The sequence below is a fragment of the Streptomyces fulvoviolaceus genome (assembly GCF_000718165.1).
GTDB lineage: Bacteria > Actinomycetota > Actinomycetes > Streptomycetales > Streptomycetaceae > Streptomyces > Streptomyces fulvoviolaceus.
In genome coordinates this window covers 35,703-51,459 of record NZ_JOEY01000003.1, presented here as the reverse complement: position 1 = coordinate 51,459, position 15,757 = coordinate 35,703, and the positions used below count along the sequence as shown (strand labels likewise).

Below are 15,757 nucleotides of genomic sequence, written 5' to 3'. Positions count from 1 at the left end.
CGGTCCCACGCGTCCCTCCCAAGGTCCGCCCGGCAGGCGGCCGGGTCAGGTTCCGAGTTCGCGAACGGCCTGCGCGAACGCGTCACCGCGCTTGTTGTAGTTGGCGAACATGTCCATCGAGGCGCAGGCCGGGGCCAGCAGCACCGTGTCGCCTGCGGCGGCGAGCCGACGGGCCTCCTGGACAGCCGCGGGCATCGCCCCAGTGTCGGTCCGGTCGAGGTCCACCACGGGTACTTCCGGCGCGTGTCGCGTCAGGGCTTCCCGGATCAGCGCCCGGTCCGCGCCGATGAGCACGACCCCTCGAAGTCGCTTTGCCGACTTGGCGACCAGTTCGTCGAAGGTCGCCCCTTTGGCGAGCCCGCCCGCGATCCACACGATCGACTCGTACGCCGCCAACGAGGCTTCCGCCGCATGCGTGTTGGTCGCCTTGGAGTCGTCGACATACGCGACCCCGTCCACATCGGCCACGTGTGCGATGCGGTGGGCGTCCGGGGTGAAGGCCCTCAGCCCGTCCCGTACGGCCGAAGCGGGCACCCCGAAGGCGCGCGCGAGGGCCGCCGCCGCAAGGGCGTTGGCGATGTTGTGCGGGGCCGGCGGGTTGACGTCGGAGACCTCGGCGAGCTCCTGGGCGTTCTTCTGCCGGTTCTCGACGAAGGCGCGGTCGACCAGGATGCCGTCCACGACCCCGAGTTGGGACGGTCCCGGCGTGCCGAGGGTGAAGCCGACGGCCCGGCAGCCCTCCTCGACGTCGGCCTCGATCACCAGGTCCTCGGTGCCCTTGTCGGCGACGTTGTAGACGCAGGCGATCCGATTGCCCTCGTAGATACGGCCCTTGTCGGCGGCGTACGCCTCCATGGAGCCGTGCCAGTCGAGGTGATCGGGCGCCAGATTCAGTACGGCGGCGGAGTGGGCGCGCAGGGAGGGCGCCCAGTGCAGCTGATAGCTCGACAACTCCACGGCGAGGACGTCGTACTGCTCCTCGCCGAGCACCGCGTCGAGGAGCGAGACGCCGATGTTGCCGACGGCGGCCGTGCGCAGGCCCGCCGCCTTGAGGATCGAGGCGAGCATCTGGACCGTGGTGGTCTTGCCGTTGGTGCCGGTGACGGCGAGCCAGGGGGCGGCATCCGGGCCGCGCAGGCGCCAGGCGAGCTCGACGTCGCCCCAGACCTCGATGCCGGCCGCGGCAGCCGCTGCGAACAGCGGCTTGTCCGGCTTCCAGCCCGGTGCGGTGACGACGAGTTCGGTGCCCTCGGGCAGGGTTGCGCCGTCGCCGAGCCGAACGGTGACGCCGAGCGCCTCCAGTTCGGCGGCCTGTGCGCGGGCGCGGGCGTCGTCGCCGTCGTTGACGACCGTCACGACGGCGCCGAGGCCGTGCAGCACCTTGGCCGCCGGGATACCGGAGACGCCGAGCCCGGCGACGGTGACGCGCTTGCCCTGCCAGTCGGTCACTTTTCTGCTGCCCATCCCGCGTAGAAGAGACCCAGGCCGACGATCACGCAGATGCCCTGGATGATCCAGAACCGGACCACCACAAGGACTTCCGACCAGCCCTTGAGTTCGAAGTGGTGCTGGAGTGGCGCCATGCGGAAGACACGCTTGCCGGTCATCCGGAACGAGCCGACCTGGATGACGACCGACATGGTGATGAGGACGAACAGACCGCCCATGATGGCCACCAGGAGCTCCGTGCGGGAGCAGATGGCCAGACCCGTGAGGACACCGCCGAGCGCGAGCGAACCGGTGTCACCCATGAAGATCTTGGCCGGCGAGGTGTTCCACCACAGGAAGCCGAGACAGGCGCCCATCAGCGCGGAGGCGATCACCGCGAGGTCGAGCGGATCCCGGACCTCGTAGCAGGCGTTGGGGTTGGTCAGGGTCTCGCCGTTGGCGCAGGACTCCTGGAACTGCCAGACGCCGATGAAGGTGTAGGCGCCGAAGACGAGGACGGAGGCGCCGGTGGCGAGGCCGTCCAGACCGTCCGTCAGGTTCACGCCGTTCGACATCGCGAGGATCATGAACAGCGCCCAGACCACGAACAGCACGGGGCCGATCTTCCAGCCGAAGTCCGTGATGAACGACAGCCGGGTGGAGGCCGGGGTCTGGCCGCGGGCGTCCGCGAACTGCAGCGCGAGCACCGCGAAGGAGATGCCGACGGTCAGCTGGCCGGCCATCTTCGCCTTGGCCCGCAGACCGAGCGAGCGCCGCTTGACGATCTTGATGTAGTCGTCGAGGAAGCCGACCATGCCCATGCCGACCATCAGACCGAGGACCAGCAGACCCGAATAGGTCGGCGTGTAGCCGGTGATGAGCTTGGACAGGAAGTACGCGGCGACCGTCGCGAAGATGAAGGCGATACCGCCCATCGTCGGCGTACCGCGCTTGCTGGCGTGCTCGCGCGGGCCGTCGTCGCGGATGTACTGGCCGTATCCCTTGCGGGCCAGCAGCTTGATCAGCAGCGGGGTGCCGATCAGGGTCAGGAAGAGGCCAATGACTCCTGAGAACAGGACCTGCTTCATCATCGGGCGGCAACCTCACCCTCGGTACCGGTCCCGAGCAGCGCCTCGGCAACACTTTCCAGGCCCACCGACCGGGACGCCTTCACGAGTACGACGTCTCCCGGGCGCAGCTCGCTGCGCAGCAGGTCGACCGCCGCCTGTGCGTCGGACACGTGCACCGACTCCTCACCCCACGAACCCTCGTTATATGCGCCCAGTTGCAGCCAGGACGCTTCCCTGCCCCCGACCGCGACGAGCTTGCCGACATTGAGCCGGACGGCGAGCCGTCCGACCGCGTCGTGCTCGGCGAGCGCCTCGTCCCCGAGCTCGGCCATCTGGCCGAGCACCGCCCACGTACGACGTCCGTTGCCCATCGCCGCGAGCGCGCGCAGGGCGGCTCGCATGGACTCGGGGTTCGCGTTGTAGGCGTCGTTGACGATCGTCACGCCGTCCGGGCGCTCGGTGACCTCCATCCGCCAGCGGGAGAGGGAGCCCGCCTCGGAGAGGGCGATGGCGATCTCTTCCGCGGACATGCCCAGCTCATGGGCGACGGCGGCCGCGGCGAGCGCGTTCGACACGTGGTGCTCACCGTACAGGCGCATGGTCACTTCGCTTGCACCGGAGGGTGTGCGAAGCATGAAGGCAGGCTGTCCGCTGTCCGTGAGTCTCACGTTCTCGGCGCGTACGTCCGCTTCGCCGGACTCTCCGAAAAGGATCACCTTCGCCTTCGTACGGGATGCCATGGCCCGTACGAGGGGATCGTCGGCGTTGAGCACCGCGGCGCCGTCTTCCGGAAGGCCCTCTACCATTTCGCCCTTGGCCTGCGCGATCTGCTCGCGGCCGCCGAACTCGCCGATGTGGGCGGTGCCGACGTTGAGGACGAGGCCGATCTTCGGGGGCGTCAGATCGGTGAGGTAGCGGATGTGGCCGATGCCGCGGGCGCCCATCTCCAGCACGAGGAACTTCGTCTCCTCGGTGGCGGACAGGGCGGTCAGCGGCAGCCCGATCTCATTGTTGAGCGAGCCCGGCGTCCACACCGTCGGCGCCTTGCGCTGCAGCACCTGCGCGATCAGGTCCTTGGTGCTGGTCTTGCCCGCTGAGCCGGTGAGGCCCACGAGGGTCGCGCCGAGCCGTCGTACGACATGACGCGCGAGGGCGCCTAGGGCCGTCTGGACATCGTCCACGACGATCGCGGGCACGCCGACGGGGCGCTGTGCCAGCACGGCGGCAGCGCCCGCTGCGACGGCCTTCTCCGCGTAGTCGTGGCCGTCGACGCGTTCGCCCACGAAGGCGGCGAACAGACTGCCGTCCTTCACCTGACGTGAATCGATGACGACGGGCCCGGTGATCCGGACCGACGGATCCGGTATGTCGTGTGTCTGCCCGCCGACGACTGAGGCGATCTCGGCGAGAGAGAGGGCGATCACAAGTTCATCCCTGGGTCTTCTGGATAGCTTCGCGAAGCACCTGGCGGTCGTCGAAGGGACGGACCACCCCGGCGATGTCCTGGCCCTGCTCGTGACCCTTCCCGGCGACCAGCACCGTGTCGCCCGGCCGCGCGCGGGCGACGGCTGCGGTGATCGCGGCGGCCCGGTCCTCGAAGACCTGGACCTCGCCGCGCTCGTGTACTGGCACGGACGCCGCGCCCTCGAGCATGGTTGCGAGGATCGCGAGGGGGTCCTCGGAGCGGGGATTGTCGGAGGTCAGTACGGCGGTGTCGGAGAGCCGGGCCGCGGCGGCGCCCATCGGCGCGCGCTTGGTCTTGTCGCGGTCCCCGCCGCAGCCGAGCACGATGTGCAACTTGCCCTCGGTGACCTTGCGCAGCGCGCGCAGGACCGATTCGACGGCGTCGGTCTTGTGGGCGTAGTCGACGACCGCGAGATACGGCTGTCCGGCGTCCACGCGCTCCAGGCGGCCCGGTACACCCGGCACGGCGGCGATGCCGTCGGCGGCCGTCTGCGGGTCGAGGCCGGCGGCGGCGAGGGCGACGATCGCGGTGAGGGTGTTGGCCACGTTGAAGGTCCCGGGGAGCGGCGCCCTGGCGGTGATCCGCTCCGCCTTGGGGCCGATCACGGTGAACGTCGAGTCCATGGGCCCGACTTGGACGTCCTCGGCGCGCCAGTCGGCGTCCGGGTGGCCCTCTGCGGAGAAGGTGACGACGGGAACGGTGGCTTCCTTGGCCAGCCTGCGTCCGTACTCGTCGTCGAGGTTGACGACCCCGAGCCTGCTGCGTTTCGGCGTGAAAAGCTGCGCCTTGGCCCGGAAGTAGTCCTCCATGTCGGAGTGGAACTCCATGTGTTCCGGGCTGAGGTTGGTGAAGACGCCGATGTCGAAGACGCAGCCGTCGACCCGGCCGAGGACCAGGGCATGGCTGGAGACCTCCATGGCGACCGCCTCGACACCGCGCTCGCGCATGACCGCGAACAGGGCCTGGAGGTCGGTGGCTTCGGGGGTGGTGCGCTCGGACTTGATGCGTTCGTCGCCGATGCGCATCTCGACCGTGCCGATCAGGCCGGTGGCCTTGGCCGCCTTCAGACCGCCCTCGACGAGGTAGGCCGTGGTGGTCTTGCCGGAGGTGCCGGTGATGCCGATCTGGAGCAGATCGGGGCCCGGGTGGCCGTAGATCGTGGCCGCCAGTTCGCCCATCTCCGCGCGCGGGTCGTCGACCACCAGAACCGGCAGCCCGGTCGCCGCGGCGCGCTCGGCGCCCGTCGGGTCGGTCAGCACGGCGACTGCGCCGAGGCCGGCGGCCTGGGTGACGAAGTCGGCGCCGTGCAGGCGGGCGCCCGGGAGGGCGGCGTACAGGTCGCCGGGGCGGACGGCGCGCGAGTCATGGGTGATGCCCGTGATCTCCGCGGCGCTGTCCGGCGTGGCGATACCCAGCTGATCGGCGAGCTCCGCGAGGGGTGTTGCGGAGACCCGGACCGGCCGGGGCGGTCCCGGATATGTCACGGGTGCGCCCTTCTGGGTGGTTTGGGACTGATCAGCGTGTGGCACGGCGGTGAGCGTACCGGGCGCACCCGCTTCGGAGCGAAGTGAGGGCGCGGGCGCGCCCTGGTTCCCGGCGTCGGGGGTGATCGTTGTCACGAGGTGGTCCTGGTGGCTTGGTGCTGATCAGGGCTTGTAGGTGACCGGAAGGCTGGCGGACTTGGTTCCGGTCGGCGGGACCTGCAGGGTCTTCAGGGCGAACTCCATGACCTTCTTGTAGACGGGGCCGCAGATCTGGCCGCCGAAGTAGTTGCCCTTGGTGGCGTTCTGGATGGCGCAGTAGACGGTGATGCGGGGCTTGTCGGCGGGGGCGAATCCGGCGAACGACGACGTGTACCCCTTGTACTTGCCGGTGGCCGGATCCACGCGGTTGGCCGTACCGGTCTTGCCCGCGACCCGGTAGCCGGGGATGCGCGCCTTGGCGCCGGTGCCCTCCTGGTCGTCCACGACCGACTCCAGCATCTGGGCGAGGGTCTTGGCCGTCTTCTCGCTGACGACCCTTGTCTTCTTGGGCTTCGCGGTGGGTGTGAAGCGTCCGTCGGGCCCCTGCGTGCCGCGCACGAGGGTGGGTTCGACGCGTACACCGCCGTTGGCGATCGTCGAGTAGACGGACGCCGCCTGCATCGCGTTGATGGACACGCCCTGGCCGAAAGGAATCGTGTACTGCTGCGAGGTCGACCAGTCCTCCGGCGCCGCGAGGATGCCCTTCGTCTCGCCGGGGAAGCCGAGCCCGGTGTAGCTGCCGAGCCCGAACTTGCGCAGGTAGGAGTAGAGGACCTGGTTGGCCTGCGCCTGCGTCTTGCCGAGCTGACCGGTCGCCAGGATGGTGCCGATGTTGCTGGACTTGGCGAGCACGCCGTTGAGCGTCAGGTACCAGGTCTCGTGGTTGATGTCGTCCTTGAAGAGCCGGTCGCCGCGGTGCAGCCGGTTGGGCACGACGACATGCGTCTGCGGGGTGGCGACACCCTCTTCGAGTACGGCGGCCATCGACAGGACCTTGGCGGTGGAGCCGGGCTCGTAGGCGTCCTCAAGGCTCCAGTTGTGCAGGGCGTTCGGGTCGGCCTCGGAGAGGTCGCCCGGGTCGAAGCCCGGCGAGTTGGCCATGGCGAGGATCTCGCCGGTCTGCGTGTCCTGCACTATCACGTACCCGCGGTCCGCCTTGGACTCCTTCACCTGCTCGCTGATCGCGTTCTGCGCGGCCCACTGGATGTCGCGGTCGATGGTGAGCTCGACGTCGCTGCCGGGCACGGCGGGCGTCTCGGTGGAGCCCGCGGTGGGGACCTGACGGCCGCCGGACTGGGCGTAGCGGACCTTGCCGTCCTTGCCGGCGAGCAGGCTGTTCAGCTGCTGCTCGACCCCGCCGCCGCCCTTGCCGTCGGCGTTGACCCAGCCCAGTATCCCGGCGGCGAGATCGCCGTTCGGGTACACGCGCTTGGTGGTGGGGACCGAGAGGACGCCGGCCAGGACGTTGGCGGTGCTCTCGTCGGTCTCCGACTTGGTGGCCAGCGCGGTCTTCAGGTCCTTGATCTGCTTCCAGACCTGCGGGGTCTGCCGGTTCGCGAGCAGGACATAGCGGAGGTTCTTGTTCTTGGGCCGGAGCTTCTCGACGATCGTGGCCTGGTCCTGGCCGAGGATCGGGGCGAGGAGGGCAGCCGCCTGCTCGGGTCCGTCGTCGATCTTCAGCTGCTTGCGGGTGAACAGTGTGGGGTCGGCCGTGATGTCGTACGCGTCCTCGCTGGCCGCGAGGGCCACGCCGTCGCGGTCGGTGATACCGCCGCGCTCGGCGGTCAGGGTGTAGCCGACGTACCGGTTCTGCTCGGCCTTGGCGGCGTACGTGCTCGCGTCGACGGCCTGCACCTGGAGCAGCCGTACGACGAAGGCGATCAGGACCAGCGTCAGCGCGAGGCCGACCAGGCGCAGCCGGGGGCGGGGGCTGCCCAGCCGGATGGTGCGGGGGGCCGCGGGGCGGGGCGCCGCCGGGCGGCGGGCCGGACGGGCTCCTGGGCCCGGGCGCCGCTGGCCGCCGGGGCGTGCTGGGCCGGGCACGCGGCGGCGCGGCGGTTCCCTGTCGGACACTTCCGTCACCTGCCGGGGGTCGGAGTTGCGGAGGACGGGGCTGCGGAGGGGGTGGGGGCGGTGGCCGTGGGAGTCGGACCGGGCAGCGTGCCGATCATCTCGGGGGCCAGGACGAGGGGCATGCGCGCGGCGGCCGGCTCGGCGCCGGAGGCGGGGCTGGGTACGCCCCTGACGGTGCCGTCGGGGTCGAGGAAGGCCGGGTCGCCGCCGGGCACCATACCGAGCTCGCGGGCGCGGCGCTGGAGGGCTTCGGGGGCGGAGTAGGCGTCGACGTCCCGTTGGAGGGCCTGTTCCTCGTCGGTGAGGTTCTTCGTCCCCTTCTGGAGGTCGTCGAGTTTGAACGACCCTTCGCTGAGCGCCGAGTTCAGCACCAGCAGCCCGATGAGGCCGCCGCCGAGGAGGAGGACCACGAGGAGCACGAAGGGGGTGCGGGCCGCCTGGCCGGGGCCCGCCGTTCCCGGGAAGAGCCGCGCGAGTCGGGCGGCCCTCCCCCTCAGTTCGGGTTTCCTACTCACATGCCCTCCGGTGAGTCCGGAGACCCAACTCACTCACTGGACGTCCTCCCTGATGCGCTGGGCCCCGCGCAGCCGCGCCGGGGCCGCCCGCCGGTTCTCGGCGACCTCTTCCTCGGTGGGAAGTTCGGCACCGCGCGTGAGCAGCTTGAGCCGGGGCTGGTAGCGCTCGGGGACGACGGGCAGCCCGGGCGGGGCGGTGGTGGCGGCGCCGGCCGCGAACACCTGCTTGACCAGACGGTCTTCGAGCGAGTGGTACGACAGGACGGCGATGCGCCCGCCGACGTCGAGCGCCTTCACCGCGGCCGGGATCGACTGCTCCAGGACGGAGAGTTCACCGTTGACCTCGATGCGCAGCGCCTGGAACGTGCGCTTGGCCGGGTTGCCGCCGGTGCGCTTGGCGGCCTGCGGCAGGGAGTCCCGGATCAGCTCGACCAGCCGCGCGCTGTTGCTGAACGGCTCCTTGTCGCGCTCGCGCACGATCGCGCCCACGATCCGCTTGGCCTGCTTCTCCTCGCCGTACGCGCGCAGGATCCGGACGAGTTCGCCCGCCGGGTAGGTGTTGAGGACCTCGGCCGCGCTGATGCCGGTCGTCTGGTCCATGCGCATGTCGAGCGGGGCGTCCTGGGCGTAGGCGAAGCCGCGGTCGGCCTCGTCGAGCTGCATGGAGGAGACACCGAGGTCGAAGAGAACGCCCTGCACGCGCGCGATGCCGAGCCTGTCCAGTACGTCCGGGAGCTCGTCGTAGACCGCGTGCACCAGGGTGGCCCGCTCGCCGTACGGCGCGAGCCGCTCGCCGGACAGGCGCAGAGCCTCCTTGTCGCGGTCGAGGGCGACGAGCCGGGCCTCGGGGAAGCGGGCCAGCAGGGCCTCGCTGTGGCCGCCGAGGCCGAGGGTGCAGTCGACGACCACCGCTCCCGGCTGCTCCAGGGCGGGGGCCAACAGGTCCAGGCACCGCTGGAGCATCACCGGGACGTGTCGACTCTGGCTCAAGGGGCCCTCTCAGGTCCGGCGCGGGCCGTACGCACCGCCGGGTCCCCGCCCGCTCATGAAGGGGAGGCCTGCCGGCGCCGGGAGCGTCAGCCGACCGGGAGCGGGAGGAGGCCGAGCCGTACGTACGCGCCGCGCACGTGGGGAGATCTCCGGAAAATCGCCGGGAACTCCGGGGGAAAGTCCAGCAGGGAGGCCTCGCCTCCCGCCTCGCGTCACTTTAGTCCACGGTGTCTCGCGGTCAATCAACCGGCCTGCGCGTCGCGGACCGGGCTCGAAACGATGCCGCAGATTTGGGAAAATCACCCGTTCGACCACACCTTGGTCCCTCGTGTGGGTTACCTCACAGGGGGGTCGTGATGACGCTCTTTTTCCCTTCTCACAGCAGGCCCGGACCGCCCGTGACCAGTACCGTCGTAGCTATGACGACTTCTGCATCGGTAGGGCCCGAGGGCGCCATAGGCACCGACGTGACGGTCACCGACCGCCTCGTCGACGCGAACGAGCAGTACGCCGCCGCATTCACCGACCCGGGGATGGACGCCCGTCCCGTACTGCAGGTCGCCGTCGTGGCCTGCATGGACGCCCGTCTCGACCTGCACGCCGCGCTCGGCCTGGAGCTGGGCGACTGCCACACCATCCGCAACGCCGGCGGAGTGGTCACCGACGACGTGATCCGCTCCCTGACCATCAGCCAGCGCGCGCTCGGCACACGCAGTGTCGTGCTCATCCACCACACCGGCTGCGGCCTGGAGTCCCTCACCGAGGACTTCCGGCACGAACTGGAGATGGAGGTCGGCCAGCGCCCCGCCTGGGCGGTCGAGGCCTTCCGGGACGTCGAGCAGGACGTACGACAGTCGATGCAGCGGGTGCGCACCTCGCCGTTCCTGGTCCACACCGACGACGTCCGGGGCTTCGTCTTCGACGTGAAGACGGGCCTGCTGCGCGAGATCGACCCCACGTAACCATCGGCCGCAGCTGTCGTTTGGCTGTTGATTTCTGGCCCCGGGATGCCCAAAACGCCGTAAGGTCCGACATATCGCGGGCAGTTGTCCACAGTCGAGTGACACGAATCGGTAACGGCAGCAAGAATGCGGGTGTGACGTCACGCGGGACTCTTCACGCGTGGTGTCCGTGTTTCGGGGTGGGCCGGTTACGCATCGCAGAGCGTCGGCCCGGAAAGTACGGGCCGAGGAGGGCCGGGTGACGACCTATGACGATCGAGCGAGCCTCACTGATCTGACCGCTGTTGTCGAGCGGGTGCGCAGTTCGGTTGAGGGCGTGATCGAGGGGAAGCCCGAGGTCGTACAGCTCTCGCTGACCGTGCTTCTCGCCGAGGGACATCTCCTGATCGAGGATGTCCCCGGCGTCGGGAAGACCATGCTGGCGAAGGCACTGGCGCGGTCCATCGACTGCTCGGTGCGCCGCATCCAGTTCACACCCGACCTGCTGCCCTCGGACATCACCGGTGTCTCCATCTGGGACCAGCAGCGCCGTGACTTCGAGTTCAAACCGGGCGCGATCTTCGCTCAGATCGTGATCGGCGACGAGATCAACCGCGCCTCGCCGAAGACCCAGTCGGCACTCCTGGAGTCGATGGAGGAGCGCCAGGTCACCATCGACGGGACGTCCTACGAACTGCCCAGCCCCTTCATGGTGGTGGCCACGCAGAACCCGGTCGAGATGGAGGGCACCTACCCGCTGCCCGAGGCCCAGCGCGACCGCTTCATGGCCCGTGTCTCCATCGGCTACCCGAGCCCGGAGGCCGAGCTGCAGATGCTCGACATCCACGGCGGGGTGAGCCCCCTGGACGACCTCCAGCCGGTGGCGCACGCGCACGAGATCGTGAAGCTGATCGACGCCGTCCGCGGCGTCCACGTCGCCGACACCGTCCGGCGGTACGCGGTGGACCTGGTCTCCGCCACCCGCAACCACCCCGACCTCAGACTCGGCGCCTCCCCGCGCGCCACGCTGCACCTGCTGCGCGCGGCCAAGGCGTCCGCCGCCCTCAGCGGCCGGGAGTTCGCCCTGCCGGACGACGTGCAGGCGCTCGCCGTGACCGTCCTCGCCCACCGTCTGCTGCCCACCGCCCAGGCCCAGCTGAACCGGCGCACGGCGGAGCAGGTCGTGCAGGAGATCCTGCAGCGCACCGCGGTCCCGGCGGCCCCGCAGCAGGGCGGCTTCGGGCTGGGCCGCGGCACACCGGCGTACCCGCAGCAGCCGCCGCGGAGGCTCTGATGACCACCGGGGGGCCCGGGCACACGGAGGCCGACCGGGACGAGAAGGGCGGTGTGCGCACGGCACTGGCGGGTCTGACCACCCGTGGCCGCTCCTTCCTGGCCGCCGGGGTCGCGGCCGCCGTCTGCGCGTACGTCCTCGGGCAGAGCGATCTGCTCCGGGTCGGTCTGCTGCTGGCCGTGCTGCCCCTGGTCTGCGCCACCGTGCTCTACCGCACGCGCTACCGGGTCGCGGGCAGCCGCAGGCTCTCCCCCGCGCGCGTGCCCGCCGGCAGCGAGGCCCGCGTCCATCTGCGCATGGACAACGTCTCGCGGCTGCCCACGGGCCTGCTGATGCTCCAGGACCGGGTGCCGTACGTCCTCGGCCCCCGCCCCCGCTTCGTGCTCGACCGGGTCGAGCCGGGCGGCCGCCGCGAGGTGTCCTACCGCGTCCGCTCCGACCTGCGCGGCCGCTATCCGCTGGGCCCGCTGCAGCTGCGCCTGACCGACCCGTTCGGGATGTGCGAGCTGACCCGCTCCTTCTCGACGTACGACACCCTGACGGTCATCCCGCGCGTGGAGGCGCTGCCGCCGGTGCGGCTGAGCGGCGAGGCGAAGGGGTACGGCGACGGACGGCAGCGCTCGCTCGCCCTGGCCGGCGAGGACGACGTGATCCCGCGCGGCTACCGCTACGGCGACGATCTGCGCCGGGTCCACTGGCGGCTGACCGCGCGCTACGGCGAGCTGATGGTGCGCCGCGAGGAGCAGCCGCAGCGCTCCCGCTGCACGGTGCTCCTCGACACCCGGGGCCTCGCCTTCCAGGGCGCGGGCCCCGACTCGCCCTTCGAGTGGGCCGTGTCCGGCGCCGCCTCCGTGCTGGTCCACATGCTCGAACGAGGCTTTTCCGTACGGCTGTTGACCGACACCGGGAACTCCGTGCCCGGCGAGGGCGCCGACGGCTTCGCGGGCGCGAGCCAGGAGACTGCGGACGCGGCCGGACTGATGATGGACACGCTCGCGGTGGTCGACCACTCGGACGGCACGGGCCTGTCCCGGGCCTACGACGTGCTGCGCGGCGGGAACGAAGGGCTGCTGGTGGCCTTCTTCGGCGACCTGGACGAGGAGCAGGCCACGGTGGCCGCCAAGATGCGGCAGCGCAGCGGGGGCGCGCTCGCCTTCGTCCTCGACAGTGACGGCTGGGTGCGGGAACCGAGCGATGGGCCCGGCCCGTCGGACGGGAGCGAGGAGCGGCTGCGGATGCTGCGCGAGGCGGGCTGGACGGTGCTGAGCGTGCCGCGGGGCGCCTCGCTGAGCGAGCTGTGGCGGCACGCGGACCGGGAGCGCGCGGGCGTCACCGCGGCCGGCAGCGGGGAGGGGACATGCTGAGCGGGCGGGCACGACTGGCGCTGTGCGCCTGGGCGGCCACCCTGATGGCCTCGTGCGCCCTGCTCCCGCTGGTCGAACCGGCCACCTGGATCCTGCAGGCCGCCTTCCTGCTCGGAGTGCAGACGATCGTGGGCGCGGCGGCCCGGCGGATACCGCTGGCCCGTCCGCTGACCGTGGCGGCCCAGGCGCTCGTCACCCTGGTCATGCTGACCCTGGCCTTCGCCCGTGAGCATGCCTTCTTCGGGCTGGTCCCCGGACCGGACGCCTTCCTGCACTTCTCCGACCTGTTGCGGCAGGGCGGCGACGACATCGCCCGGTACGCGATCCCGGCACCGCTGGACTCCGACGGCATCCGGCTGATGATCCTCGGCGGCGTCCTGATCATCGGTCTCGCGGTGGACACCCTCGCGGTGACCTTCCGCAGCGCGGCCCCGGCCGGCCTGCCGCTGCTCGCGCTGTACTCCGTCGCCGCGGGGCTGTCCGACGGCGGCACCGACTGGCTGTGGTTCCTGGTCGCGGCGAGCGGCTATCTGCTGCTGCTCCTGGCCGAGGGGCGGGACCGGCTCTCGCAGTGGGGCCGGGTCTTCGCCGGGGCCTCGCGCACGCCGGGCACCGAGTCCGGCCCGGTGGCGCCGGTCCGCACCGGGCGGCGCATCGGCGTGGTCGCCCTGGGCATCGCCCTGATCGCCCCGATCGCCCTGCCGTCGATGAACGGCGGCCTCCTGGACGCGGCCGGCACGGGCGTGGGCTCCGGAAACGGAAGCGGCGGCACGATCTCCGCGGTGAACCCGCTGGTGTCGATGCGCGACTACCTGAACGTGGACGAGGACCGCCAGGTCATGAGCCTGCGGACCGGGTCCGACACCGACATCTCGAACCTGTACCTGCGGATCGTGTCCCTCGACGACTTCGACGGCCGCACCTGGAAGCCGTCCAAGCGGGCCATCACCTCCGTACCGGACGACGACCAGTTCCCCACTCCGGTCGGCCTCGGCCCCGACGTCAAGCGCACGGAGATCGAGACCACCATCTCGGCCTCGAGCGGGTACGCCCAGGACTGGCTGCCGATGCCGTACCCGCCCAGCGGTGTCGACATCAGGGGCAGGTGGCGGTACGAACCCGTGGGCATGACGCTCGTCGGCGACCACGGCCAGAACACGCGCGGTCTGACGTACCGGGTGAAGAGCCTGGATGTGCAGCCGACGGCCGAGCAGCTCGCCGACGCGCCGGCGCCGCCCGCGGCCCTGGAACGCGACTACACCGAGCTGCCGGACTCGCTGCCGTCGGTGGTGGCCAAGACCGCCCGCCAGGTCACCGCGGACGCGACCAACCCCTACGAGCAGGCGGTCGCGCTCCAGGACTACTTCGCCGTGACGGGCGGCTTCGAGTACGACACCCAGGTCGAGGTCGGCAGCGGCTCCGACGCGATCGCCAACTTCCTGCGGGACAAGCAGGGATTCTGCGTCCACTTCTCCTTCGCCATGGCGGCGATGGCCCGCTCCCTGGGCATACCGGCCCGGGTGGCGGTGGGCTTCGCGCCGGGTACTCCGCAGGCGGACGGCTCGGTGTCGGTGGGGCTCAAGGACGCCCACGCCTGGCCCGAGCTGTACTTCGAGGGCGTGGGCTGGACCCGCTTCGAGCCGACCCCGACCCGCGGCACGGTGCCGTCGTACACCGTCCCGGACTCGGACGGGAACTCGCTCCCGGACGTGACACGGCCGTCCACGGGGGCGTCCACGGCACCGTCGGCCTCCCCCTCGGCCAGCGAGAGCTGCACGGCCCAGCTGAAGAAGCTGGAGGCCTGCGAGAGCGAGTCACCGGCGGCCGCGCTGGACAAGGACAACAACTTCCCCTGGTGGTACGTGGCCGGCCAGTGGTGGTACATGAAGCTGCTCGCCTGGGTTCTGGCCGGGCTCGTCGTCCTCTCGATCCCGCTGTCGCCGATGCTGTGGCGGCTACGGACCCGGGCCCTGCGCCTGGGCGCGCACGGCCGCACCGAGGCTGACGCGGCCGCGCACACCCTGGCGGCCTGGCAGGAGCTGACCGACACGGCGTGGGACTACGGGATCCTGCCGGACGAGTCGCAGACACCGCGCAAGGCGGCCGCGAGAATCGTCCGGCTGGGTCATCTCGATCCGACGGCCGCGGCCGCGGTGCACCGGGTGGCGGACGCCGTGGAGCAGGTTCTCTACGCGCCGCGGCCACGTCCGACGGCCGGGCTCGCAGAGGACGTCCGCCGGGTGATCGGCGCGCTGCACGGCACGGTCAGCCGGAGCACGAAGCTGCGCGCGGTGATCGCCCCGCGTTCGACCGCACGAGTGGTGTGGGCGCTGTCCGAGTGGTGGTCCGAAGCCAAGGCCCGCGCGGCCGCGGCCCGGCCGAATCTGCGGAAGCCGTCCGGCCAGCACAACTGAACCCCGCTGCCGGACACACCTGTGGCCCGGGCCTCTCGAAGGCCCGGGCCACCGTGCTGCCGGGAGCTGCGCCCGGCGTGAAGGCGTGCGTGAGGGGGTGACCACCCGGTGGGTGGTCACCCCCTCACGAAGGTTTGTGAGAGCTGCTGGTCGAGCTAATGGCCGCCCTGCTCGTCGCGGCGCTTCTGCCAGCGCTGCTCGATACGGTCCATCATGGAGCGCTTCTGCCGTTCCTGACGACGGGCGTGCGGGGCACCGGCAGCGGGTTGTTCACCCGGCTTGGGGGCCTTGCGCCAACCGGTCACAGCGAGTACCGCACAGCCCAGCATGACGAGGAAGCCCACCACGCTGAGCCAGACCTGCTTGGCGACCATTCCTGCCATGAGGAGCGCAATACCCACGAGGAAGCCGGCGACCGCCTGGTAGACCCGTCGCCGGGTGTACGTACGCAGCCCGCTTCCCTCAAGCGCTGTCGCGAACTTGGGATCTTCGGCGTACAGCGCTCGCTCCATTTGCTCGAGCATTCGCTGCTCGTGCTCCGAGAGCGGCACGGAGTCCTCCTCATCGTGCAGTCGCCGGGGCGACTCCGGGGGTCCCTTCAGGATAGGCAGGGAATCGCCCCCGTGAAACCCGCCCCTCTACGCCAATTGGCCAACCGGATTCCGCCATGAACGCACCGG

Annotated in this window: 12 protein-coding genes; 4 read left to right on the top strand and 8 right to left on the bottom strand. The window is 70.8% G+C overall.

Annotated elements, in window-relative coordinates; translation table 11 throughout:
- Positions 1-45: 45 nt before the first annotated feature.
- The 7 genes from murD to rsmH form a co-directional block, all read right to left on the bottom strand.
- Positions 46-1,464, bottom strand: coding sequence for a UDP-N-acetylmuramoyl-L-alanine--D-glutamate ligase (gene murD / locus IG08_RS0104085; protein WP_030596362.1), 1,419 nt, complete (start codon positions 1,462-1,464; stop codon positions 46-48).
- Positions 1,446-2,519 (bottom strand): phospho-N-acetylmuramoyl-pentapeptide-transferase, encoded by a 1,074-nt coding sequence (gene mraY / locus IG08_RS0104080; RefSeq protein WP_030596360.1) that lies wholly within the window; start codon positions 2,517-2,519, stop codon positions 1,446-1,448. The genes murD and mraY overlap by 19 nt, the downstream gene beginning before the upstream one ends.
- On the bottom strand, positions 2,516-3,922 hold the full coding sequence (locus tag IG08_RS0104075; protein ID WP_030596357.1) for a UDP-N-acetylmuramoyl-tripeptide--D-alanyl-D-alanine ligase: 1,407 nt from the start codon (positions 3,920-3,922) through the stop codon (positions 2,516-2,518). Before IG08_RS0104075 ends, mraY begins: the two co-directional genes overlap by 4 nt.
- A gap of 4 nt (positions 3,923-3,926) precedes the next feature.
- A complete protein-coding gene (locus IG08_RS0104070) occupies positions 3,927-5,447 on the bottom strand; it encodes a UDP-N-acetylmuramoyl-L-alanyl-D-glutamate--2,6-diaminopimelate ligase (protein ID WP_030596355.1) in 1,521 nt (506 codons plus the stop codon).
- A 162-nt stretch (positions 5,448-5,609) separates the two neighbouring features.
- Complete coding sequence (locus tag IG08_RS0104065; RefSeq protein ID WP_420823276.1) at positions 5,610-7,559, bottom strand: peptidoglycan D,D-transpeptidase FtsI family protein; 1,950 nt, start codon at positions 7,557-7,559, stop codon at positions 5,610-5,612.
- A 5-nt stretch (positions 7,560-7,564) separates the two neighbouring features.
- Positions 7,565-8,074, bottom strand: a complete 510-nt coding sequence (ftsL, locus tag IG08_RS0104060) for a cell division protein FtsL (RefSeq protein WP_030596350.1) — start codon at positions 8,072-8,074, stop codon at positions 7,565-7,567.
- A gap of 33 nt (positions 8,075-8,107) precedes the next feature.
- Positions 8,108-9,064, bottom strand: coding sequence for a 16S rRNA (cytosine(1402)-N(4))-methyltransferase RsmH (rsmH, locus tag IG08_RS0104055; protein ID WP_078655439.1), 957 nt, complete (start codon positions 9,062-9,064; stop codon positions 8,108-8,110).
- 356 nt (positions 9,065-9,420) lie between these two features.
- On the opposite strand from rsmH, the gene IG08_RS0104050 reads away from it, so the two are divergent.
- The 4 genes from IG08_RS0104050 to IG08_RS0104035 all read left to right on the top strand — a co-directional run bounded on the left by IG08_RS0104050 (position 9,421) and on the right by IG08_RS0104035 (position 15,077).
- Positions 9,421-10,026, top strand: coding sequence for a beta-class carbonic anhydrase (locus IG08_RS0104050; RefSeq protein WP_078655438.1), 606 nt, complete (start codon positions 9,421-9,423; stop codon positions 10,024-10,026).
- Positions 10,027-10,264: 238 nt separating this feature from the next.
- The gene (locus IG08_RS0104045) at positions 10,265-11,299 is read left to right on the top strand and encodes an AAA family ATPase (protein WP_030596344.1); all 1,035 of its coding nucleotides are present in this window, start codon (positions 10,265-10,267) and stop codon (positions 11,297-11,299) included.
- Positions 11,299-12,663: a DUF58 domain-containing protein gene (locus IG08_RS0104040; protein ID WP_030596341.1), complete on the top strand. Its 1,365-nt coding sequence runs from the start codon at positions 11,299-11,301 to the stop codon at positions 12,661-12,663. Before IG08_RS0104045 ends, IG08_RS0104040 begins: the two co-directional genes overlap by 1 nt.
- Entirely contained in the window at positions 12,660-15,077 is a 2,418-nt protein-coding gene (locus IG08_RS0104035) for a transglutaminase TgpA family protein (protein WP_030596339.1), read from the top strand. Before IG08_RS0104040 ends, IG08_RS0104035 begins: the two co-directional genes overlap by 4 nt.
- Before the next feature lie 155 nt (positions 15,078-15,232).
- On the opposite strand, the gene IG08_RS0104030 is transcribed toward IG08_RS0104035, so the two are convergent.
- The gene (locus IG08_RS0104030) at positions 15,233-15,628 is read right to left on the bottom strand and encodes a DUF3040 domain-containing protein (RefSeq protein WP_030596337.1); all 396 of its coding nucleotides are present in this window, start codon (positions 15,626-15,628) and stop codon (positions 15,233-15,235) included.
- Positions 15,629-15,757: the final 129 nt, after the last annotated feature.

What these genes read in the sequence shown, in the direction of transcription:
- murD (WP_030596362.1), bottom strand. Translation starts at nt 1,464, where the DNA reads ATGGGCAGCAGAAAAGTGACCGACTGGCAGGGCAAGCGCGTCACCGTC.
- mraY (WP_030596360.1), bottom strand. Translation starts at nt 2,519, where the DNA reads ATGATGAAGCAGGTCCTGTTCTCAGGAGTCATTGGCCTCTTCCTGACC.
- IG08_RS0104050 (WP_078655438.1), top strand. Translation starts at nt 9,421, where the DNA reads ATGACGCTCTTTTTCCCTTCTCACAGCAGGCCCGGACCGCCCGTGACC.
- IG08_RS0104040 (WP_030596341.1), top strand. Translation starts at nt 11,299, where the DNA reads ATGACCACCGGGGGGCCCGGGCACACGGAGGCCGACCGGGACGAGAAG.